This window comes from Nocardia asteroides (assembly GCA_019930625.1).
Lineage (GTDB): Bacteria > Actinomycetota > Actinomycetes > Mycobacteriales > Mycobacteriaceae > Nocardia > Nocardia sputi.
Genome location: CP082844.1, coordinates 4,517,010 through 4,537,774, shown reverse-complemented (window position 1 = coordinate 4,537,774; position 20,765 = coordinate 4,517,010). Strand labels below are relative to the sequence as shown.

Sequence of the window (20,765 nt, the reverse complement as noted above, 5' to 3'; positions counted from 1 at the left end):
ACATGGTGAAAGGTCTGGTGATGGCGCATATCTGGGTGACGGTGTGTCTGTCGCCGGAGGCGGTAGACGAACCCATGGGCGCACTCGCTCGGGCGCTCGCGCCCTTCGAGATGTACCACGTCCCTCCGAATCGAGGGGTATGGGACGCGTGGCGGACTCGCGGTGGCGGGGAAGGTCGCGGATTCCTCGTGCGACCGGGGTTCGAGAACGATCCACGTCTCATACACGACTCGCCCCGGGACGACGGCTTCGTGCTCCCCACCGAGTTCGGGCAGTGCGCAGGCGGCCCGAAAGAGTTGCTGGAGGTCGCCGTGCACACGGTCCGATCAGCAGACGTGCTGACTCTCGACGGCTGGTGGATCGAAGGCATCAAGGACGGCTTCGCCTTCTACGCGGGCTGCGACCACGACGATGATCCGTGCGAGCACACCGCCGCACGCCCGATCCCGCCTGGCGGCAACGAAGCCTACTTGGAGGCGCTGCCCGACAGCACGGTGCTCGCCCGGGTCTACTGCCACGGTTAGTGATCCACGGGGCGAGGAACAAGACGGCGTCCGGAGCCGATGCCGCTGCGGGCGCTGCGTGGGTCAATTCGCGGCCGACCAATTCCACGGACTCGTGATCGCCCGCGCGCGGGCCGGCAGAGCGAGCGTGAGTGCGGCCAGGCCGAAGGCCGCGGCGGCGATGGCCGAGAGCATGATCATGCTGCCCGACAGCGTGTGCGCGCGGAAGAACAGCGCGCTGAGCACCGCCAGTCCGACCGAATTGCCGATCTGTTCGATGGTGGGCAGCAAGCCCGACGCCTCGCCCATGGCTCGATCGTCCAGCTCCGCCAGCATCAGCGGCTGCAGCGGAACCCCGAACACGCCGACCCCGAAGCCCGCGAGGAACACCGGCCCGGCCACCAGCGGCAGGTTCACCGCGCCCGATTCCACGTACAGGTATCCCACCCCCACCACGACGCAACCGCCGAAGACGGCGATACCGGCGGACAGCGCCCGAATCCCCCAGCGTCCCACCAATATCGGCGACAGCACCGCACCCGCACCCGCACCGAGGGCGAACGGTGTCATGGCGACACCGGTCCGCAACGCCGAGAACCGCAGCACGTCCTGCAGCAGGATCGAGACAGTGAACACGAACGCGGTGAACAGACCGAAGAAGATAGTCACCAGCGCCGATCCGACCGCGAACCCCCGATCGGAGAACAGGTCCAGCCGCACCAGCGCGCGGCCGCCACGGCGGCGCGTCGCACGTTCGTGGGCCACGAAGCCCGCGCTCAGCACCGCCGCGGCCGCGATGTACACCCCGTGCGGCGGACGCCAGCCCGCCTGTTGGCTGTCCGACAGCGCGAACAGCAGCAGGAACAGCGCGGCGGTGGCCACCACGACCCCGCGCAGATCCAGCGGGTCCCGATCCGTCGCCGGGCCCGACCGCAGGTACGCCGCGGCCAGCGCGATGGCCACCACGCCCAGCGGTAGGTTCATCAGGAAGATCGCGTGCCAGCCGAGCCCGAACGGATTCAGGGTGATCAGCCCGCCGCCCAGGATCGGCCCGAGCATTCCGGCGAAACCGGCTGTCGCTCCGTACACGGCGAAGACGTACTGATGGTGCTCGCGCCGAAAGCTCGCGGTGATGATGGCGATGGTCTGTGCCGCCATTCCCGCCCCTGTCACGCCTTGGACGATCCGGGCGATCACCAGTTCCGTCGCGGTGTCGGACAATCCACACCAGACCGAGGCGGCGGTGAAAGCCGCCGCCGACCACAGGAACATCCGACGCCGGCCGACGATCGCGCCGACGCGGGCCGCGGTGAGCAGCGCGCAGGCGAACGCGAGCGAGTAGCCGGCCACCACCCACAGCTGCGCGGACCGCGACGCCCGCAGCTGCGCGGTGACGACGGGCAGCGCGGTGTTGACGATCGTCACATCGATCATCTGCATGAAGACCGAGATCAGGCACGCCCCCAACGATCCGAGCGCCACCGTCGCCTCTTTGCGGGTCATCGAATCGCCACCTCGATCATCGGCCCCAGAATTGTGCGTATCCTGTTGCCCGTAGCTTCAGGAGAGGGCGTCGTTCGGCCGGAAATGGAAGCCGCCGCGACATCCACGAATTCGCAGTCAATAACATCGCGTGGACAGCCCGCCAGTTTTCCGAGCGATCCTGTGCTTCGTACCAATTCTTCTCGGCGACCTTTGCCGCGATTACCGAACCGGGCAGCGATCATTGCAGATCCGCTGCGCGTATTTCAGGCCTCACGCAACGGTGCAGAACGGCGCGCGATCGCTCCGAAGCCCAGACCTGTGGGCACTACGGCACCGGGCAAAGTGCGTTTCCGCTTTCATGGTGCGGATCTTCCCTCAGCCTTTGCCTCGCTGCGGCCTGCGGGTCGCTTCGATGCGGACTTCGTCGATGACGCTGCGGGGAACCGTTTCGATGATGTCCTCGCGGGTGGCGAGAGCGAGTTTCTGCAGGATGGCGGCGACCTGCGCGTCGATGGTTCGGACCGAACTTCCCCGGCGTGCGGCGATCGCGGTGTTGGTCCACCCGGCCGCCGCCAGCACAGCGACCTGCTGCTCGGCGGTGGTCAGTTGCCGCCAGCGTGACGTGGCGCCCGCGCCGCGGGTGTCTTCTCTCGGCGTTTCCTCGATGGTGAGTGTGCCCAGAGCGACGCGCTGCACCTCGTCGTGTTCGGGACGTAGCCGCGATCCTCGGGCTTGCGCCGCGGCGAATGCGTCGGGCCCGAGTACCTGACGAGCGACGGCGATGGCCTTGGCGGATTCGTCTGCGAAGGGACCCATTCTGTCGATGTCAACGCCCAGCTTGGTGCGAAGGGTCCTGACTCCCCCGGCCAGGTGAGCTATTTCGGTGGCCGGCGCGACCAGCTCGGCACGGTCGATCTCGTCGCCGGTGGTAAGCAAGTCGGTGATGAGGCGCGCCAACGACCAGGTCCGGCACTCCACGCCCCACATGGTGGCCCACTGATCGCCGCCCGCGAGTTTCTGGCACAGCAGTGAGGACCGTCCGATGGCCAGCGCTTCGATGGGATCGCCGTGTTTGGCCAAGGCGATTTCGCGGGCGTGTTCGGCCCAGGCTCTCACCCGCGTCGTCGAAGCAGCCGCCGCCTCGAGAAAACGCTGGGTGATCTCGTGGGCCTGCTGCCCGGTTCCCAGCAGGCCCGCGGACATGGCCGCGTACAGCTCGCTCAGCGACGCGGTGCCGTGGTGGCCTAGATCGTTCAGTTTGGCTTCGGCGCGGGTGAACACGGCAACGGCACGGGCGTCGCGGCGCACGAACAGCAGTTCCATCCCCCACGTGAATTCGACGGCGGCGGGCAAGCCGATATCCTTCTCGCAGGTGTCGCGCCAATTCGCTCTGTCCCGCGCGTCCGGAAGGCAAGCGGCCACACACTCCTCCAGCACACGCTCGGCGTTGTCGTGATCCCCCTGGGTCAGGGCAAGCCATGCGATGGCGGCCATGGCGTCGATCTGAAGACCGGTGACATCCGAGGCCGACGTGCGCGTGGCGTCGAGGCATCGTTGTGTCCATTGGCGCATTCCGCGCAGCGAGCCTCTGATGAAAGGCATGCGCAAGTTGATCAGCCCGAGACAGATCTCCAGACCGATACCGGCCTGGCCCGTGGTCAGGCTGTTCTCGATCGCGGTCAACACGTTGGCCCAAGCCGACCGTGCCCAGGTCACCAGCTTCTGCTCACCGTCGGAACGAAACCAGTTCGCGGCCGCGTAGGCGATTTTGTCCCGGTAATAGCGAAGGTGACGGTCGGCCGACCGGGCGGGCTCGTCGATCTCGCGGCTCGAACGTTCGCGCAGTCGCTGCTGTGCGTACACGCGAAGGCTTTCCACCAGGGAATACCGCACCGTTGTCGGCGTGATGTGCGCCGTCACCAGCGAGTGGTCGACAAGCGACTCGAGCAAGTCCCCGATCTCCTCGGCCGTCAACCTCATATCGCTGCCGCCGGGCCGAGCGGGTTCGCCGGGGCCCAGTGCGGGGTCGTCACTGCACACAGCCTCGATGGCTTCCAGCTCTACACCCACATCGATCGAAAGGTTGCTGCCGTTGTCGTCGGGATTCGTGTCCCAGCCCGCAGCGAACACCGACATCCGGTCGAAGAGCAGGCGTTCTTTCTCGGTGCACAGCTCATACGACCAGGCGATGACGTCGCTGACCCCGCGATGTCGCGAGTCGGCACCGAAACGGGGACCGTGGGACCACCGCAACCGTGCGTCGTCGGCGCGGCCGGTGAGCCCGCGCAGAATCACCGACAGCGGTTGATGACGCAGTCGCGCTGCCGCCAATTGGATGTAGAGGGGATGGTTGTCGACGCGGCGGCAGATCTCGGCTGCCGTCGTGTTCTGCTCGCTTCCGGCGATGGGATGCCCGGTGAGGTCGGCCTGCTGCCGGAACAAGGTCACAGCGTGCTGAACGGCCAGGGAGGGAACGGTGATCAAGTATTCGTCGACCCAGCCGATCGGTTCACGGCTGGTCGCCACGATGGTCAGCTCGGGCACGGCATCGAGCAATTTCGCTACCACGGCGGCGGCGCCTGCGAGTACATGCTCGCAGTTATCCAGTACCAACACGATTCGCCGCCTGCGTCCGGCAGCGGCGGCGCGGGCGAAGGTATCGATGAGCAACTCCCAGGCCGATCGCCCGGAGAAATCGGCCTCGACCACCGACCGCGCGATCTCCTCTTCGACGGCCGCCGTATCGCAGTCTCTGGCCAACCGCGCCAATCGCACCCAATACACCGGCGTGCCTTTGGCTTTGGTCAATCGGCGCACAGCCTCGGCAGCCAATCGGGTCTTGCCGATACCACCCGGCCCGGTCAAGGTGACCAACCGGGCAGGCTCCAACAGTAGGAGGCTGATCTTCTCCAGTTCACGGTCACGACCGACAAAGTTCGCGCCGGCTGCTGGCAAGCCACCGGCGCGATCCCGACTTCTGATCGTCACGCGACGTAATCGTAGTCTTCACACATCGGCGCTGCCGGTCCACGATCATTCAGGCAAACTCCCCGTGACCCGTGCCGGTCACCGGCGGGCCGTGACAAGCCTCGGCCTCCGAGTTCGTAGGTAGTCGGGGGCAGCCCACTTAAAGCCTACCGATGTGCGACATCACCTTAGAGCCCCAGGCTGGATGGCCGAGGAGGTGAGCGATGTATGCCAACGTATGTATATCAACGGTCGACCAGACGGACGGCCTGTCGCCGTCGACCGTGACGGCGCCCCTGTTGGAGCCCGAGCAGCTGTTCCTCGCAATCTCCGGCCACCTCACCGGCCGGTTCTCCCTCGTTGCGTGGGCACGCGAGCTCGGCGACCTCCATGCCGAGCTCATACCCTTCCAGCAAGTCGGGGCCGCACGGCGACAAGGCTTCGACTGCGAGCAAGTGCGCGCGGGAATCGATCGAGTCGTCGTCGCGGTGGACGCCTGGGCCGTCCGCAATCTGCGGTGTTCCAGTGGCGCGCGTATGCACACCCACTCGCTCGGCGAGGTGATGAGCCACATCGCCGAGGCGTATGCCGAGGCATGGTGGATGGTCCTGCATTCCAAGGATGTCGAGGCACGGCACCGGGCGTGGTTCCACTTGGGCGAGGTGCGCCAAGGTTACGCGGGAATGGTGGACGAGGTACGGCACCGGCGTCTCAGATTTCCCTCGGCAGCGGGTTCGGTGCGCAGACATGCGCTCGGATGACGTCGCGACGCCGTACTGCACAGAACAGTCGCCGATTGTGCCGATAAAAACGTGAATTCACCGATGAATGGTTGAAGCGTGATCGAGATCAATTGCTCACGATGCGGACGATTACTGTTGTCGGGTGCCGATCAACGTCGCCGCATGCACATCACCTGTACCGGCTCGACCGAAAAGGTGACACTCCGCATGACAGCGGATGATTGGAGAGCGGTAGCCGGCTGGCTCGATCCGAGCGGAAGTCACCTGCCAGGACAGATGGGACCGGAATAGTTTCGAGTGCGCTTGCCGAAGATCTACCGGCAAGCGCATTCCGTTTCACCGTGCCGCGTTCACGGAGTCCTACTCGACCTTTCTGGCAGCGATTTGCGGGACTTCGCTCCGAGCGCACCCGAAGCATTCACCCCGATGCTGCGCAGCCCTGTGCCCGCACCCGAAGCGCGGAGCGCACGTGCGAAGACTACCGATGTCGACCTGCGGTGATCCGGGTTTCGAGTGTCGACGAGCGCGGGATTGAAAACTTCGTGCACGAGCACACTCTGGTGCGTCGAGAACTCGATTTCGTACACGCGCGCCGCGGCAGCTGCGGGGAAGAGCCCGAATGGATGGCACGTCACGCCGGTGACGAAAATGCGTCTTCGTTCGAATACGCCGAGCCGACGGATATGGATGCCGAATGGAACACCGTCCGGGGGGATCAACGTCGGCTCGTCCGCTTCCCGGTAAGTGATCAGATTTTCGCTGATCACGTTCCCTGCCGAATCTTGCAATCTGGTGTGCCGTACCCTGAGCGTACCGATGGCGGGATCACGGAAAACTTCGCGGAAAATCCGGAGCTCCCCGGCCTCGATGGTACGGGAGGGCAATACGTCGGCTACGATATTCGACCCGGCGATCTGCTGGAGAAGCAACGTGGTGGCGCCATCGCCGTACAGCAGCATTCGCGTGACCAATGGCAGATGAATCTGCGGCGCGAGCTCAGGGTAGACGGTTGATGCGGCCGGTGGAAACGCTGCCGCCTCGGCCGTCCGTCCGGGAGAAGAAGTGTGGGTGAAAGGCGAGAAGTGGTTGCCGAGCCGAGCTGCGGTTCGAATGATGCTGACCATCGGTGTGTCTCTCTCAACGGCGCTACGTCTCGGCAAGGCTAAGAGTTGTAGGTAGGTCCGCCACATCGGTACCTGTACGTAAACCTGGGTCTCATGTCGCTTTTCTGCCTACGGAGGGCCGTGCGCACGGCCCTCGCGCGATCCCGGCGCAGGAACAGTACCCGAACTCGGACGCGCCGATGGACCGGTCGAGGCAACCCGTCGCCGACGGTCCGAACCTCGCGTTCGCCGCGCCGGTGCGCGCCGCATAGGTAGAACTCGTACCGCTATCTTTCGGTTACCGATGCGGAAGGCCACCCCTATCCATGCATGCTTGTCGCCGCGAGGGACGGGGTTCGGGTGGCGAGGGGTCACCCGGCCCCTCCCCGCCTCCGACGACGAAGTCGGCCGGTCGACAGCGAGGTCGATCCGATGGCGGGAACCCCGCACCCGATGTCGACACCACCTTCGAGAGGAGGCACCGAGGCGGTACACGATCCGCTTGCGCGGCCTGTCGGCGACAGTGCAACGTGCGGTTACTCCGCGTCGTGCAGCACGAGGCCCAACGTGTGCCGCAGCCCGCCGCGCACGCGGCTGACGCCATGGCGAACCGGGGCGCGGGACCAGCCTCGACTCGACGGCGTCGGCCGGGCTCGGGTCGGCCCCGTCGCCGCGCAGCCGTGGGCGTCGACTTTCTCGAGCAGCGCCCGCCAGGGCTGAGCGGCGACACGGTCGGCCAGGGAAGCACCTGTTTGCGCTCGGTCGGATGTCCGCGCGGCGGGATCCGCGTCCCCACGACGCTGCGTCCGGTGACTGTCGTCCTTCGTTCGCTCATGCCGCCGCCTCCAGATCGAGCAACGTGTGCTTCGCGCTGACGCCGCCGACGTACTGTCCGATGGACCCGTCGCCGCGAACCACCCGATGGCACGGAATCACCACCGGCAGCGGGTTGTGGGCGCAGGCAGAGCCGACCGCGCGAACGGCACGCGGATTGCCGACGGCGGCGGCCACCGCGCCGTAGCTGGCGCGCTGCCCGTAGCCGATGGCGGGCAGATGCTCGATCACCTGGCGGCGGAAGCCAGCGGCCAGCCGCAGGTCCAGCGGCAGGTCGAAATGCGTCCGGCGGCCGGTGAAGTACTCCTCGATCTCCCGCGCGGCCGAGTCCAGCCGGGCGGGGGCGGCGAGGATTCGGGGGCTGATCCGGGCTGCCAGCGTGGCGAGCACCGCCTCGTGGTCCTCGGCGGGGTAGGCGACACGGACCAGCCCGGCGGGCGTCGCGGCCAGCAACAGTGACCCCACCGGGGTGTCGAGGAGCCGGTAGGCGACATCGAGCAGTCCGGCGGACTCGGCCTCGGCGGCCAGTCGCGCGTGCAGGGTGGCCAGCAGGTCGGCGTCGGGGCTCAGTGCGCGCGACAACCCGTTCAGGTCGCCGCGATCGAGGGTGGCCATCATGCTTCATCCTTCGGGTAGAGCTTGCGCAGGGTCTTCAGGCCGTCCGCGGCGGCGCGGCGGGCGGCGTCGGGAGAATTGCCGAGCAAGGTGGCGATCTCCGCGTGGGGAAGCCCGGCCAGGTAGTGGTAGGCGACCGCCTGGCGCTGCTTGGTCGGCAGCGCCCGCAGGGCGGCCCAGAGGTCGGGGTCGTAATCGGCGGGGCCGGGAGCGGGAGCGGGACGTTCCGGCAGCGTCTCGGCAGGTACGGGTGCGCGCGTTAGCGCCCGGCCGACGTCGATCGCGCGGCGATGCGCGATGGTCACCAGCCATGCCTCGATGTTCGTGTCCGGACAGAGCCCGGGAAACGCGCGCAGCGCCGAGAGAAACGTTTCCGACCAGGCGTCGGCCGCGTCGGACGGACCGAGCACCGCCCGGCAGACGCGCAACACCATCGGGCCGTACTCGGCCACTATTTCCTCGAACGGGGGCAGGCTCACACCGGGTAGACGCCGCGGGCGTCGCGAACGTGAGATTCGGTCACCCGATTCCCGGTTCCTCTTCCCGGCGCGACAGGCCACTGGCGCGCAGCACCCGGCGTGCGATACCCGCGCGGATGGACTCGTCGGTTCCGATGATCCGGACGTGGCGGCGTGCCCTGGTGATCGCTGTGTACAGCAATTCCCTGGTCAGCAGGGTCGATTCGGGCTCGGGCAAGACGACGGAAACGGTGTCGTACTGACTGCCCTGGCTGCGATGAATGGTCATGGCGAAGACGGTGACCACCGCGGGAAACTGCGTGGGGTGCACCAGGTACGGTTCGCTGCCGCGTTGCAGCGCCGCGCGCAGCGAGCCGTCGGGCATACGCACGACGACCCCGGTGTCGCCGTTGTAGATGCGCGCCTCGTGATCGTTCGCGGTGACCAGCAGCGGTTGGCCGGGGTACCACGGCGCCTGGTAGGAGTCGGGGCCCGCTCCTCCGGCGGCGGCCCACTCCGCGGCCATTCTGTCCCAGCGCTCGACGCCGAACGGCCCCTGCCGGTGCGCGCACAGCAGGCGATGCGATTCCAGGGCGGTCAGCGCGCCCGCCGCGTCGCCGTCGAGCGCTGCGGCGGTGACCGCGCTCGCGGCTGCGACCACGTCGGCGCGCACCACGGTCAGCTCCTCGGGCGCGCTCAGTGACAATTCGTCGCCGCCCGCGCGCAACAGTTCGAGCGCGGTGTCCGCGTCCCCCGCCCGCACCGCCACGGCCAGGTCGGCGATGCGGCCGCCGAATCTGCGGCCCCGGGTCAGCCGCACGATGCCGCCGCGCAAGCGCGTGCGCTCCAGCGCGGTCAGCGCCTCCGCGTGATCGGCGGTCGTTTCCGGGCCGAGGATGTCGTCCAGGACAGGGTTCGGGGTAGCGGCGACCGGTCCGGCGACCAGGTCGGCGAGCACCGCGCCCGCGTCGACCGAGGCGAGCTGGTCCGGGTCGCCGACCAGGACCAGGCGGGTGTCCGGCCGCAGCGCGGCCAGCAGCCTGCTCATCATGGTCAAGGAGACCATCGAGGTCTCGTCGACCACGATCACGTCATAGGGCAGCCGGTTGAACTCGTGATGCTTGAACCGGGTGCTGCGACCACGCTGCCAGCCGAGCAACCGGTGCAGGGTGGCGGCGGTGAGTTCGGGCAGTCCGAGCGAAACGGCTTGTTCGCGCACGGCTTCCTGCAATCGCGCGGCCGCCTTCCCGGTGGGAGCGGCCAGCGCGATGCGCAGCGCGGGCAGCTTCGGCTCGGCCTCCCGATGCGCGGACAGCAAGGCGATGATCCGCGCGATCGTGTGGGTCTTGCCGGTGCCCGGCCCGCCCGCGACCACCGTGGTCCAGTGCGTCGCGGCGAGCGCGGCGGCCAGCCGCTGGCGATCCGGCGCCGTGCCGACCGGCGCGTCGAACAGCCGGTCCAGTTCGCGCCGCACGATGCGCGGGTCGACCACCGGGTGGTGGGCGGAGCGCTCGGTGAGCACGCGCCGGATCGTCTGCTCCTGCCGGTAGTACCGGTCGAGGTAGAGCAGCGGGCCGGAATCGTCCGGTCCTCGGGACTCGACCAGGCGAAGCGGCCGCAACGGCCCCGCCGGTCCGCCGCGCACCAGCGGGCTCGCCCGCAGCGCGGCGACCACCGCCGGGATGTCCGGCCACGGCAGCGTCGCCGGATCGATGCCCGCGTCCCAGGTTTCGTCGGCGTCGACACCGATTTCCCGCATCCGGTGCAGTTCCAGGCACACCGAGCCGGAACGCACCGCTCGCACGGCCAGCGCCGCGGCGAACAGCACCGGCTCCGACGATTCCCGGCCCAGCCGGCCCAGCCGCAGCGCCACGTGCACGTCGGCCGCCGACAGCACACCGGCCTCGTTGAACGTGCGCAGCAGACCGGTCCCCCGCTGCGCCACCTGGATCGAGGTCACTGCGGCGCCTCCCCCGCCAGCAGCGCCGACAGCGCGACGACCAGATCGGCAGGCGGGTACCAGTCGAAGACGCCGCAGCCGTCGGGTGTCCGCGGTCCGATCATGCCGCGCACGAACAGGTACCGAACACCGCCGAGGTGCCGGGCGGGGTCGTAGCCGGGCAGCCGCCAGCGCAGGTAGCGGTGCAGGGCAACCGAATACAGCAGGGCCTGCAGCGGATAGTGGGAGCGCAGCATCTCGGCGGCCATGCGATCGCGGGTGTAATGCGCGACGGTGAGGTCACCGGCGCCCAACCGGTTGGTCTTGTAGTCGACGACGACGAACCGCGGGGCCGCGCCGTCGGACACGCGCAGCACGGCGTCGATGCTGCCGGTGAGGTAGCCGCGCAGCGGGATGTCCTCCAGCGCCGCCAAATGGTCGGCGTACGTGCTCAGGTCGTCGTCGGCCGGAAGGTGGTCGCGCAGCAGATCGGCGATGCGCCGCAGCGTCGCCGTGGTGGCGCCGACCCGGTCCCCGCCCGCCAACGGCAATTCGAACTCGAGCTCGGTGAGGCGGTCCCGAGGGGCGACGTCGGCCAGGCAGGCGCCGTCGAGTGGGGTACGCAGCACCGCGAGCAACGCGGTGGCCAGCAGTTCCGGGTCCATCTCGGCCATGAGCTCGCCCACCGCCTCGCGGCACCGGTCGTGCACCTCGGCTGCCAGATCCGCGCAGCCGGTGTCTATCCGCTCCAGCACGCCGTGCACCAGCGTGCCGAACTCAGCGCCGTAGGGCAGCGTGTTCATCAGCGAGGCCGCGCCGGTCAGCTCCGGCTCCCCCGCGCCCACCAGGGAGGTGCCGGCGGGCTCGTCGCCCGGTCCCCGGGGGTCCTCCGGTTCGCTGTCGGACGCCGGCACCACCGGACCGTGGGCGGAGGCGGTCAGCGCCGAGTACGACGTGCGCCGCCACTGCTGGTCCAGCACCCGGTGAAAGCGTGCGGCGGCCAGTTCGCCCTGCGCGGGCTCGGTGCGGGCCCACCGGATCGCGACGTCGTCGCTTCCGGCCACCGCGGTTACGGAGATGGCGACGGCCGCGTCCTGTGCCCATGCCGAAAGAGACTGCGCGGCAACGGCATCGACGGGCACGGGGGCGCGGTTGGCGATGACGGCGCCGCGATCGGCGCGGCCGAAGACCATTCGGTGCAGCGGCGAGGCCGCGGTGGTGATCGCGGGCGCCCACCAGGCGACGATCTGGCACATGGCCCGGGTCAGCGCGACGTAGAGCAGCCGCAGCTCCTCCCCCGCCTCCTCGGCTTCGCTGCGCGCCTTGCGTTCGGCGTATCCCGGAGCATCCGGACCGCCGACGTCCAGCACGCGCGCACCGTCGTCGGCGTGGAACAGCAATGTCGCCGGATAGGGGTTCTTCGCGCTGTCCCACGCGAAGGGCAAGTAGACCACCGGGAATTCGAGTCCCTTGCTGGCGTGCACGGTAGCGATCTGCACGGCGGCGGCGTCGCGGTCCAGCCTGCGACTGCGGTCGGCGACGGCGCCGGAGGCGGGATCGCGCACCCGGTCGGCCAGCCACCGGGTCAGCGCGGTCAGCCCCAGGCCCTCGGTGAGCGCGACCTGGTCGAGCAACTGCGCGATGTGCCGCAGGTCGGTGAGCTGCCGCTCCCCGTTCTCCACGGCGAGCAGTCGCTGCGCCAGGCGCGCTTCGGCAGCGATCTTCTCGAAGACGGCCGCGAATCCCGCGCGGGCGAACAGACGCGCCGCCTCCCGCAATTGGGCGCTGACCCGCCCGACCAGATCCGCGCCCCCGCTGTCGATCTCGGCGGCGGTGACGCCGAGCAACGGTGTGCACGCGGCCAGCCGCACCCGGTCGGCCCGGTGCGGCTGTTCCAGCGCGCGCAGCACCCACAGCCAGTCGGTGGCGCTGGCGGTCGCGAAGACGCTGACCCCGCCGGCGAGCACGGAGGCGACGCCGACGCGATCCAGCGCGGCGCGCACGACGTCGATCTGCGAGCGGGTGCGCACCAGCACCGCGATGTCACCGGGCCCGACCGGCCTGCGTGCCGCCTCCACGGCCCGGTCCGAGACCGAATCCGCTTCGGCGAGAGCGGGTTCGGCCTTCGCGTCCAGCAGCACGCCAGATTCCAGCAGGCGGACGATGTCGGCGGCGAGATCGTCGGCGACCTTGGCCCGCATGCGGCCGACCGCCGGGAAACCGGACTTGTTCAGCGGCCCCGCGCCGGTGCGCGGCAGGCACCGCAACCGCATCGGCGTGGTGAGCTCGGCCGGTCCGGACAGCCGCGACCACGGCCTGGTCGGGGCGACCGGATAGACGCGGATCTCCTCGTGCCCCAGCGCCGCGCCCCCGTGCAGGTGGTCCAGCGCGGCCAGGAGTCCCGCGTCGCTGCGCCAGTTCGTGGTGAGCTCTCTCCGGGTGTCGGCGTGCGCGACCGCGTCCAGATAGCTGAGCACTTCCGCGCCGCGGAAGGCGTAGATCGCCTGTTTGGGATCGCCGACCAGCACCAAGGTGGTGTGTCCGTGGAACGACCTGCGCAGGATGTCCCATTGCAGCGGGTCGGTGTCCTGGAACTCGTCGACCAGGGCGACCCGGTAGCGCGCGCGGATACGGCGGCACGCGAGCGGGCCGTGCTCGGGATCTGCGAGCACGTCGTGCAGCAGCACCAGCAGGTCGTCGAAGTCGCGCAACCCGGCCAGCCGTTTGCGGCGCTCGGTCTCCGCGCGCACTGCCTGCGCGAACGCCACCCGCTCGCCCGCGCCGGATTCGCCGTCGGGCACGAGGGCCGCGTGCCGGTCCCGCACCGCGGCCAGCGCCAGCGTGCGAGCCTCTTTCAGCGCGCACGGCGGTTCGGCGCGGGCGTAGCGGTTCAGGTACAGGTCATCGACAACCGTGCCGACCAGGTCGTCGACGGTCTCCACCAGTCGGGTGCCGGGGTCGTGTTCGCCCGCGAGCCCGAGCTCGTCCAGCATGCGCTGACAGAAGCTGTGTGTGGTGGCGATGGTGCCCGCGTCGAAATCCGACAGTGCGGTCAGCAACCGCCGCTGCCGCAGCCGGACCTCGGCTTCGCCTGCCTGCGCGAGATACCGGACCAGTTCGTCGGCGTGTGCTCGCGCCGCGGCCGGATCGGCCAACCCGGCGGCGACGGCGACGAATCGGTCGCGGGTGCGTTCCCGCAGTTCCTGGGTCGCGGCCCGGCTGAACGTCACCAGTAGCAGCTGGGACACATCGATCCCGGCCTCGGCGACGTAGCGGACGGCCAGACCGACGATGGCGTGGGTCTTGCCGGTGCCCGCGCTGGCCTCCAGCACGGTCGTGCCAGTGGGTAACGGGCCGTACGGCTCGAACGCGGCCGCGTCGAACGCGGCGTCGAAGGAGGTCTGCTGCACGGTCACGCGGATCTCCCTCCTGCGCGGCCTGCGCTCACGCGATCTGCGGACGTCGCGAGCGCCCGAGCCACCGGCCCCTCGGCACGGTCCCGGTGCCGATCCGACTGTCCGCGCTGACATTCTGCCGCGCTCCCGGCCGCCCACCGGCCACCGACACGCGCCGTGGCGGTGTGAGCCGGCTTTCCGCGCCGGATCGCGCGGCACCGTAGTCTGCGATCGGTCTCGTGATCGGTCACGGCTGGCCCTGGCTTTCCGCGGCCAGCAGCGGAACCCACACGCGCCGGGCCAGCGCGCCGAAGCGGGTGCTCTCCCCGGGCTCGCCCGCCGGGGCCCGCGCGGCCATGAGGTCGTCGAGCCGGGGCGCCGGGCCCCACACATAGCGCAGATGACGGTCGGTGTGGTCGCCGAACGGCCCCGGACCGTTGGGGCCGCCGTTGAATTCGCGCTCGGCCGCGGCGATCGCGTCGTCGACTCCGGCGCCGCGGAAACGACGCTCGGCGTAGACAGCGGTGGCGGTGGGGGCGACCGGCAGCGGCTCGGTCAGGCCCGCGTCGCGCAGCGCGACGAGTTCGCGCAGGATCTCCCTGGCCGCGGGCACATCGGGCGCGGTGAGCTCGCAACGCCAGGTGGGACGACCGAATTGGCCGCGCCCGGTGCTCACGGCGCGCCAGGACCGGTCCTCGGTGACGGTCAGCGCCAGCAGCGAGACCCACGCTGCGATGCGGTGTTTGGGAGCCAATCGGGAGAAGGTGGTGCGGACCAGTGTTTCGCCGCGCACCTGCGGGATGGTGCCGGTGAGCCTGCGTCCGTTGCCCAGATCGATCGCGATGTCCACCGCCCGCGCCGCGCCCGCGTAGTCCGCCTGCGCGGCGCGCACCAAACGGTCCACGGTGTACTCGACCTCGTCGAGCACGGCGGCGCCGAAACCGAAGGGCGGCAACGTGCCGCGGCGCCACTCCGCCGCCCGCAATCCGGCCGGGTCCGCGCCGGTCAGGCGGGCCGCGAGCAGGCGTTCGCCCAGCTCCCATTTGGCCAGGCCGTCGAGTTCGATGGGCAGCCGCTCGTCGATGTCCTCGTCGTGCTCGGGGACCCGCAGGCCCAGACGCTGCCACAAGAAGGCGCGCACCGGGTGCTCCGCGAACGAGATCAGGTCGGCCAGCGCGACATCCGCGGCTTCCGCGGCGGGCAACGGCGCGGAAAGAAACCCGGGGCGCGGTTGCGCCGGACCGTCGGCGGCGTACGCGCCGGCCAGCGCCACGGTATCGAAGCTGAACGGCCGCTCGGCCCGGAAGTTCCGGCGATCGAAGGACTGCAGCGGATGCCGGGTCACCACCGTGCGCATCGCCGCGGCGCCGACATGTGCGCGCAGCGCGTCCAGCAGCTCGGCGACCGGGATGGCGGGCGGCCGGTGCGCGCCGCTGACCGGATCGGCGCCGGTGTGCAGCACCAGCAGCGTGTCCCGGGCCGCGAGGATCGCGTCCAGCAGCAGTTGCCGGTCCTCGCTGCGCGGGTCCCGTTCACCCAGCAGCGGTTCTCTGGCCAGCACGTCGTCACCGTCGGCCGCGCTCGCACGCGGGAACACCTCGTCGTCGAGCCCGAGCAGCACCACCACCCGGTGCGGCACCGACCGCATCGGCACCATCGTGCACACGGTCAGCTCGCCAGTGCGGAAGTTGGCCCTGGTGGGGCGCGCCGCCAGCCGTGAACGCAGCAGCACGCCCACGTCGGCCAGCCGTAAGGACACCTCCCCCGCGTGCTCGGTGGCGGCGGCGAGCTCCTGTCTGGCCTCGATGCGCACCCAGGCCTGCGCGTCCGGTACATCGGTCAGCAGATCCAGCGCACGGCCGAGCACCGTCGCCCACTCGTGCGCGGGCCGGGGACCGCGCAGGTCGCGCAGGCACACCGCGAGCCGGTCGACGAACTCGGCGAAGCGCCCGGCCAGGTCGACGTCGTTGCTGTCCACATCGTCCAAGGGCAGCGCGAGATCCAGCCAGTCCTCGGCGGTCTCGCCCGCGGTGACGCCGAGCAGGATCCGGTCCACCGCGCTGTTGAGTGTGTTCTGCGCGAAATCCGCGAGCCCGAACGCCTGACGCTGACGCTGACCGATGCCCCACCGCGCGCCGGATTCGGCCGCCCACTCGCGCAGCCGCTCGATATCGTCGTCGTCGAATCCGCAACGGCGCCGGACGGTTTCGGCGGCCGCGAGGTCGAGCACCTGGGTCACCGTCACCCGGCCGTCGGCCAGCTCGAGCAGCGCTCCGATCACCGCCAGCAGCGGGTTGGTCACGCCGCGCCCCCGGTCGGCCAGACGCACCCGCAGCCGGTGCGCCGGGTGCTCCGAATCGATCTGCGGCTCGGGCGATCCCGTGGCGCGCTGCCCGAACGCCGCCCGCACCAGCGGCGCGTACGCCTCCACCTCCGGGCACATGATCAGCACGTCGCGCGGCTCCAGCGTCTCGTCGGCCGCGAACAGCCCGAGCAGGCATTCCCGCAGTACTTCGACCTGCCGCGCGGGGCCGTGACACGCGTGTACCTGCACGGTGCCGTCGGCGCCGACCTCTCCCGGCGCCGGTGGCCACCGGTTGTCCCGAATACCCGCCTGCAGCGCGCGCAACAATGTCGTGGGCGAACCATTCTCTGGCACAACGTCTTCGGATGAGATCGCGGTAATCGGATGATATGTGTCGGAACCGGCGGCCGCGGCCAGCCGTTGCTGGAGTTCTCGGATGTCGCGGGCCAGTCCCGCCAGCAGTGGGTGCGCCACCGCCCCGGCACTGCGATCTTCGGCGCGCGTGCGGGCCGGCGGCAGCTCACCCAAGGCCGACCAGAGGACCGGGCTGGGATGGACCAGCCACAGGTGGACGTCACGGGAATCGGCGAGCGCCGACAGTACGGCGAGCTGATCGCTGGGCAACCGGGTCACGCCGAACAGCGACAGCCGCGGTGGCAGTGCCACCAGATCCGGCCGGGCGCCCAGTTGCGCGCAAGCGGCGTCGAGCCGTTCGGCCGGGCTGGGCGATCCGATCTCGGCGCGCAGCCTGCGCCAGAGCATCGGCTGCCAGAGCAGGTCGTCGGGTATCGCCCCGCCCGCGCCGTCGGTGTCCGAACCCGCCGCCCACTCGGTGATGAGCGCGGGACGCTGGGCGGCGTAGCTGTCGAACAGCGCGGCGACCTGGGCCGCGGTCGCGTAGCGCCGTCCTACCCGGTGCTCGCCGCCCACGGTGTTGCGCGCCCCTAGGTGCCTGGACAGCACGGCGCACCACGGCTCGGACAGCGACGCGTCGATCACCCGCAGCAGCGACCACACCAGCCGCTCCTGCGCCCACGGATCCTGGGCGGAGGCCACCCCGCTCGCCGCGGCCAGCGCCTCGGCGACCAGCGCGGCAGGCGAGGGGAAGGCGATGTTCGCGCACACGCCGTCGGCCACGCCCTCCGCCCCGACGACGGCCGAGAGCGTCTGCGTCAGCCAGCGCTCCACGCCTTTCGCGGGCACCGCGACCACCTCGGCCGCGAACGGATCCTCCTGCGGCGACGCCAGCACTCGTGCCAGCGCCAGGGCCAGGACGTCGGCGCGCTCGGCACGGTGGATGTGCAGCGGCATCTGCGCCCTCTCGATCGATGGTGTCCTGCGCCGGCCTCGGACGTCGTGCACGTTTATACGCCCAGCGACCGACGCGCAACTGCACCGGCCCCTGCCGGGCGGCAGTGAAATAAACCACACGAGAACGGATTACTTCGCCGTGTCACGCGGGGACCGCCGCGGCGGTGTGCGACAGTGCTGCACCGGGGAGGTAAGAGTTTGCACCGGGGCGGAACGAGAGAGCTGCACCGAAAGGCTGGTTCGCGTTCATGGATGCGATGGTGATTCCGCTGGTCCCGAAAGGCGGATTCACGGTCCGCCGGGTGGGTGACCGATGGGAGCTCGTCAATTCGCGCCACTACGGTCGCACCGTCGTCCTGCATACCTGGCCCCGGGATCGGCACACCGAAGCGTTCGAGCACTGCTACCGGCTCAACGGACGCAACGTCGAAGAACTGCGCGCCGCTTTCCGCTGACCTGCTCTGGCCGGCGGCGATCAGCGAACTTCCCTGCGGCGTCAGCACGCGTCCGGGGGTTAGCACACCCCGGACCCGAGCTCAAGACGTGCGTCCGGACCCGCGATGTGCGATCGTGGTCCCTCGTGCGTTACCCGTCCCCCGCCACCCGGACCGTTCCCCGCGTGGCCGCCTCCGCCTGTGTCCTCGCCGCCGCGGCGATCATCGCCCCGAGCCTGCCCGCCGCGCTTCCGTCCGCCGCCGCGGCGCCGCTCGCGCACACCCAGGGCTGCCTGCCCGGCTTCGACTGCGATATGAGCAGCCGCATCGCCAAGGTCGACGCCTACCTCGCCAACCGCCCCGGTGTCACCGGCTACGTCTTACGTGACCGGGTCTCGGGCGGGATCTACGCCAACGCCAATGCCGAGAACGCGGTCTGGACCGCGTCCACGATCAAGCTCGCGATCGCCGCCGACCTGCTCAACCGGGCGCGGGTCGGCGCCATCGCGCTGTCGCCGGAGGACCGCGGACTGCTGGAGGGGATGCTCGCGACCTCGAACGACGGCGCCGCCGACCTGCTGTGGACCAAGTACGCGGGGATCGACCGGATGGCGTTCAACAACGCGTTCCGCGCCAATGGGATGACTTCGCTGGTTCCGCAGCCCACCAACACCGCGCTGTTCCCGGACTGGTCGTTCCAGAAGTGCACCGCCGCCGACCTCGACCGGCTGATGGACCACATCCTCAACCACATGCACCCCGACGACCGCAACTACCTGGTCGACCGGATGCGCGCGGTGGACTCCAACCAGCACTGGGGCGTGTGGGGCGCGGGCGCGAGCATGCGTCCCGGGCTGAAGAACGGCTGGTCGGCCGAGCAGGGCGGCTGGGTGGTCAACTCGGTCGGTTTCGCGGGACCGGGCGAGCGCTACACCCTGGCCATCATGACCTCGTTGGGCGACGCGGGCGGCTACACCGAGGGCGCCCACACCGACACCAAGGTCGCGGAGATCCTGCTCGCCGGGCGCTGACGCGCACACGGGGAGCGCAGCGGGCAGCCTCAGGCGGTCGCACGCCTGCGCAACGTCATCGGCGCACCGTCCCTGGGGAAAGGAATCGTGGTGAATCCCCAGGGCATCCGGTATTTCTCCGGGATCCGCCACTCGTATTCGCGTACGAGGGCGGCGGTCACCGTCTTCACCTCGAACGTGCCGAAGTGCATCCCGATGCACTTGTGCGCGCCCGCCCCGAACGGCATCCAGGCCAGCCGGTGCGACTTGTCCTCGCGCCGCTGTTCGCCGAACCGCTCCGGGTCGAAACGCTCGGGATGGGTCCACAGTTCGGGGAGCAGGTGATTGACCTGGTAGGCGAGGTCGACCGGAGCGCCCGCGGGAACGTAGTGACCCGCTATTTCGGTGTCGCGCACGGCGCGACGCGCCAGACCGGGAACCGGCGGCATGAGCCGCAGGCTCTCCCGGACCACCAGATCCAGGTCACCTAACGCCTCGAGGTCCGCGATGGCCGGTGTCCCGTCGCCGAGCCGTGCGTCCATGTCGAGCACTTCGGCGCGCACCCGCTCCTGCCAGTCCGGGTGTTTGCCCAAGTAGTAGGCGACGGCGGTGGCGGTCGTCGTGGTGGTGTCGTGCGCGGCCATGATCAGGAAGATCATGTGGTTGACCACGTCGGCGTCACCGAAGACGCCGCCGTCTTCGCTGCGGGCGTGGCACAGCCCCGAGAAGAAGTCCGGCGATTCGGCGCGGCGCTTGTCCGGCAGCATGGCGGTGAAGTAGTCCTCGAGCACTCTGCGGCCGCGCAACCCGGCTCGCCAGTTGCCGCCCGGCACCGAGTGCCGGATGATCGCCAGTCCCGCGTGCGTGCAGTCGACGAACGCGTCGATCAACTGCCTGCGCTGCGGGCCGACGTCCGCGGCCATGAAGGTCTCGCCCGCGATGTCGAGGGTCAGCTCTTTGATCGTGGGATACAGCCGCACCGTGCGTTCGGCGTCGCGCTCGGGCGGCACCCATCCCGCGATGCTCGCCCGCACGGCCGGTGTCAGCGCGGCGAGGTGTGCTTCCAGCCGGTCCCTGGTGAACGCCTGCTGCATGATCTTGCGGTGGAATTTGTGCTCATCGAATTCCAGTAGCAGCAGGCCGCGCCGGAAGAACGGGCCGATGAAATAGTCCCAGCCCTGGCCGAAGTCGCGTCGCCGGTGACCGAGCACTTCGTCGAGCGCGTCCGGTCCCGCGACCAGCACACGGTCGACACCGAGCGAAGTGTTCAAGGAGACGGGTCCGTAGCGGCGGTAGCGCTCCATCATCTCGGCCGGACCCCAGCGCATGTAGTGCAATGCACGGCCGAGATAGGGCAGTCCGGCGTCACCGCGGACCGGGACCGTGTCGCTGCCGCGTGGCGGGGTGGCCAGCACTTGGCGCCGTTCCGGCAGCAGCCCCAGCGCCCGGTCGATCAGATGGCCGTGCGGCACCTCGATCAGCGCGATGTTCTCCGAATCGGCCTGCACGCTGGGCTTTCGGCCGACCGCACGGTCACCGGCGACCATGGCAATCCTCCCTGAGCGACAGGTCCCATCGTAGGCTCTCGGCCGCACCCGTTCAGCCGGTTCGCCGGGTGTCGATCCTCCCCGCCGCGGACCGGCGGCGGTGAGACTTCGCACCG

The 20,765-nt window shown here is 69.8% G+C and carries 13 protein-coding genes and 1 pseudogene; 4 read left to right on the top strand and 10 right to left on the bottom strand.

Annotated elements, in window-relative coordinates; genetic code table 11:
- Positions 1–2 precede the first annotated feature (2 nt).
- Positions 3–524 (top strand): hypothetical protein, encoded by a 522-nt coding sequence (locus tag K8O92_21000; GenBank protein ID UAK30398.1) that lies wholly within the window; start codon positions 3–5, stop codon positions 522–524.
- Between the two features lie 63 nt (positions 525–587).
- Here K8O92_21000 and K8O92_20995 read toward each other — a convergent pair whose 3' ends face one another.
- Complete coding sequence (locus tag K8O92_20995) at positions 588–2,006, bottom strand: MFS transporter (GenBank protein ID UAK30397.1); 1,419 nt, start codon at positions 2,004–2,006, stop codon at positions 588–590.
- 357 nt (positions 2,007–2,363) lie between these two features.
- Complete coding sequence (locus K8O92_20990; GenBank protein UAK30396.1) at positions 2,364–4,976, bottom strand: AAA family ATPase; 2,613 nt, start codon at positions 4,974–4,976, stop codon at positions 2,364–2,366.
- A 203-nt stretch (positions 4,977–5,179) separates the two neighbouring features.
- On the opposite strand from K8O92_20990, the gene K8O92_20985 reads away from it, so the two are divergent.
- The gene (locus tag K8O92_20985) at positions 5,180–5,716 is read left to right on the top strand and encodes a hypothetical protein (protein UAK30395.1); all 537 of its coding nucleotides are present in this window, start codon (positions 5,180–5,182) and stop codon (positions 5,714–5,716) included.
- 332 nt (positions 5,717–6,048) lie between these two features.
- On the opposite strand, the gene K8O92_20980 is transcribed toward K8O92_20985, so the two are convergent.
- The 7 genes and pseudogenes from K8O92_20980 to recC form a co-directional block, all read right to left on the bottom strand.
- Positions 6,049–6,822 (bottom strand): hypothetical protein, encoded by a 774-nt coding sequence (locus K8O92_20980; protein UAK30394.1) that lies wholly within the window; start codon positions 6,820–6,822, stop codon positions 6,049–6,051.
- A gap of 515 nt (positions 6,823–7,337) precedes the next feature.
- A pseudogene (locus K8O92_20975) lies at positions 7,338–7,460 on the bottom strand (2OG-Fe(II) oxygenase).
- Between the two features lie 172 nt (positions 7,461–7,632).
- Positions 7,633–8,250: a methylated-DNA--[protein]-cysteine S-methyltransferase gene (locus K8O92_20970; protein UAK35849.1), complete on the bottom strand. Its 618-nt coding sequence runs from the start codon at positions 8,248–8,250 to the stop codon at positions 7,633–7,635.
- Positions 8,250–8,723 (bottom strand): sigma-70 family RNA polymerase sigma factor, encoded by a 474-nt coding sequence (locus K8O92_20965; protein ID UAK35848.1) that lies wholly within the window; start codon positions 8,721–8,723, stop codon positions 8,250–8,252. The genes K8O92_20970 and K8O92_20965 overlap by 1 nt, the downstream gene beginning before the upstream one ends.
- A gap of 46 nt (positions 8,724–8,769) precedes the next feature.
- The gene (gene recD, locus K8O92_20960) at positions 8,770–10,668 is read right to left on the bottom strand and encodes an exodeoxyribonuclease V subunit alpha (GenBank protein UAK30393.1); all 1,899 of its coding nucleotides are present in this window, start codon (positions 10,666–10,668) and stop codon (positions 8,770–8,772) included.
- A complete protein-coding gene (locus tag K8O92_20955) occupies positions 10,665–14,177 on the bottom strand; it encodes a UvrD-helicase domain-containing protein (GenBank protein ID UAK30392.1) in 3,513 nt (1,170 codons plus the stop codon). The genes recD and K8O92_20955 overlap by 4 nt, the downstream gene beginning before the upstream one ends.
- A gap of 112 nt (positions 14,178–14,289) precedes the next feature.
- Positions 14,290–17,658, bottom strand: coding sequence for an exodeoxyribonuclease V subunit gamma (recC, locus tag K8O92_20950; GenBank protein ID UAK30391.1), 3,369 nt, complete (start codon positions 17,656–17,658; stop codon positions 14,290–14,292).
- Between the two features lie 248 nt (positions 17,659–17,906).
- Here recC and K8O92_20945 point away from each other — a divergent pair, with 248 nt between their 5' ends.
- A complete protein-coding gene (locus tag K8O92_20945) occupies positions 17,907–18,113 on the top strand; it encodes a hypothetical protein (protein UAK30390.1) in 207 nt (68 codons plus the stop codon).
- A 164-nt stretch (positions 18,114–18,277) separates the two neighbouring features.
- Positions 18,278–19,123, top strand: coding sequence for a tat pathway signal sequence (locus K8O92_20940; GenBank protein ID UAK30389.1), 846 nt, complete (start codon positions 18,278–18,280; stop codon positions 19,121–19,123).
- A 29-nt stretch (positions 19,124–19,152) separates the two neighbouring features.
- Here K8O92_20940 and K8O92_20935 read toward each other — a convergent pair whose 3' ends face one another.
- Positions 19,153–20,649, bottom strand: a complete 1,497-nt coding sequence (locus K8O92_20935; GenBank protein UAK30388.1) for a cytochrome P450 — start codon at positions 20,647–20,649, stop codon at positions 19,153–19,155.
- Between the last annotated feature and the right edge of the window lie 116 nt (positions 20,650–20,765).

Excerpts from the sequence above, each read along its gene's own strand:
- K8O92_20945 (UAK30390.1), top strand. The coding sequence starts at position 17,907 with ATGGATGCGATGGTGATTCCGCTGGTCCCGAAAGGCGGATTCACGGTC.
- recC (UAK30391.1), bottom strand. The coding sequence starts at position 17,658 with ATGCCGCTGCACATCCACCGTGCCGAGCGCGCCGACGTCCTGGCCCTG.
- K8O92_20970 (UAK35849.1), bottom strand. The coding sequence starts at position 8,250 with ATGGCCACCCTCGATCGCGGCGACCTGAACGGGTTGTCGCGCGCACTG.
- K8O92_21000 (UAK30398.1), top strand. The coding sequence starts at position 3 with ATGGTGAAAGGTCTGGTGATGGCGCATATCTGGGTGACGGTGTGTCTG.
- K8O92_20985 (UAK30395.1), top strand. The coding sequence starts at position 5,180 with ATGTATGCCAACGTATGTATATCAACGGTCGACCAGACGGACGGCCTG.
- K8O92_20935 (UAK30388.1), bottom strand. The coding sequence starts at position 20,649 with ATGGTCGCCGGTGACCGTGCGGTCGGCCGAAAGCCCAGCGTGCAGGCC.
- K8O92_20995 (UAK30397.1), bottom strand. The coding sequence starts at position 2,006 with ATGACCCGCAAAGAGGCGACGGTGGCGCTCGGATCGTTGGGGGCGTGC.
- K8O92_20955 (UAK30392.1), bottom strand. The coding sequence starts at position 14,177 with ATGTCAGCGCGGACAGTCGGATCGGCACCGGGACCGTGCCGAGGGGCC.
- K8O92_20980 (UAK30394.1), bottom strand. The coding sequence starts at position 6,822 with ATGGTCAGCATCATTCGAACCGCAGCTCGGCTCGGCAACCACTTCTCG.